Origin of the sequence: Pedobacter kyonggii (genome assembly GCF_004310665.1) — a bacterium.
Lineage (GTDB): Bacteria > Bacteroidota > Bacteroidia > Sphingobacteriales > Sphingobacteriaceae > Pedobacter > Pedobacter kyonggii.
The window spans coordinates 1-1,739 of sequence record NZ_SIXF01000066.1 but is presented as its reverse complement, the minus strand read 5'-3'; the positions used below and the strand labels follow the sequence as shown (position 1 = coordinate 1,739).

The 1,739-nt window shown below is 49.6% G+C and carries 1 rRNA gene; it reads left to right on the top strand.

The window, feature by feature from the left end:
- The first annotated feature begins 125 nt into the window (after positions 1-125).
- A 16S ribosomal RNA gene (locus EYS08_RS25540) occupies positions 126-1,647 on the top strand.
- Positions 1,648-1,739: the final 92 nt, after the last annotated feature.

Genomic DNA, 1,739 nt, shown 5'->3' with positions numbered 1-1,739 from the left:
AGTACCGATCAAAGTACATGATTACGTAGCTTTATTTTAAAGGTGGTGTCTAACAGACAACATAACAAAAAAGAAGACTATTTTTAACAATAGTTAAAACTGGTCAGCATCTTACAACACATTTTACAATGGAGAGTTTGATCCTGGCTCAGGATGAACGCTAGCGGCAGGCCTAATACATGCAAGTCGAACGATATCATCCAGCTTGCTGGATGAGAAAGTGGCGCACGGGTGCGTAACGCGTATGCAACCTACCTTAATCTGGGGGATAGCCCGGAGAAATCCGGATTAATACCGCATAAAATCACAGGATGGCATTATCCAATGATCAAACATTTATGGGATTGAGATGGGCATGCGTGTCATTAGCTAGTTGGCGGGGTAACGGCCCACCAAGGCGACGATGACTAGGGGATCTGAGAGGATGGCCCCCCACACTGGTACTGAGACACGGACCAGACTCCTACGGGAGGCAGCAGTAAGGAATATTGGTCAATGGAGGCAACTCTGAACCAGCCATGCCGCGTGCAGGAAGACTGCCCTATGGGTTGTAAACTGCTTTTATCCGGGAATAAACCACATTACGTGTAATGTGCTGAATGTACCGGAAGAATAAGGATCGGCTAACTCCGTGCCAGCAGCCGCGGTAATACGGAGGATCCAAGCGTTATCCGGATTTATTGGGTTTAAAGGGTGCGTAGGCGGCCTGTTAAGTCAGGGGTGAAAGACGGTAGCTCAACTATCGCAGTGCCCTTGATACTGATGGGCTTGAATGGACTAGAGGTAGGCGGAATGAGACAAGTAGCGGTGAAATGCATAGATATGTCTCAGAACACCGATTGCGAAGGCAGCTTACTATGGTCTTATTGACGCTGAGGCACGAAAGCGTGGGGATCAAACAGGATTAGATACCCTGGTAGTCCACGCCCTAAACGATGAACACTCGCTGTTGGCGATACACAGTCAGCGGCTAAGCGAAAGCGTTAAGTGTTCCACCTGGGGAGTACGCTCGCAAGAGTGAAACTCAAAGGAATTGACGGGGGCCCGCACAAGCGGAGGAGCATGTGGTTTAATTCGATGATACGCGAGGAACCTTACCCGGGCTTGAAAGTTAGTGAATCATTTAGAGATAAATGAGTGAGCAATCACACGAAACTAGGTGCTGCATGGCTGTCGTCAGCTCGTGCCGTGAGGTGTTGGGTTAAGTCCCGCAACGAGCGCAACCCCTATGTTTAGTTGCCAGCACGTTATGGTGGGGACTCTAAACAGACTGCCTGTGCAAACAGAGAGGAAGGAGGGGACGACGTCAAGTCATCATGGCCCTTACGTCCGGGGCTACACACGTGCTACAATGGATGGTACAGAGGGCAGCTACATAGCAATATGATGCGAATCTCACAAAGCCATTCACAGTTCGGATTGGGGTCTGCAACTCGACCCCATGAAGTTGGATTCGCTAGTAATCGCGTATCAGCAATGACGCGGTGAATACGTTCCCGGGCCTTGTACACACCGCCCGTCAAGCCATGGAAGTTGGGGGTACCTAAAGTATGTAACCGCAAGGAGCGTCCTAGGGTAAAACCGATAACTGGGGCTAAGTCGTAACAAGGTAGCCGTACCGGAAGGTGCGGCTGGAATACCTCCTTTCTGGAGTAGCACCGCCTACTCGCCACGCAACATGATATTTCAAAAAAGAGAAAAAAAGAAACACCCAGAAGACAACGGAGTGCAGCCTATAA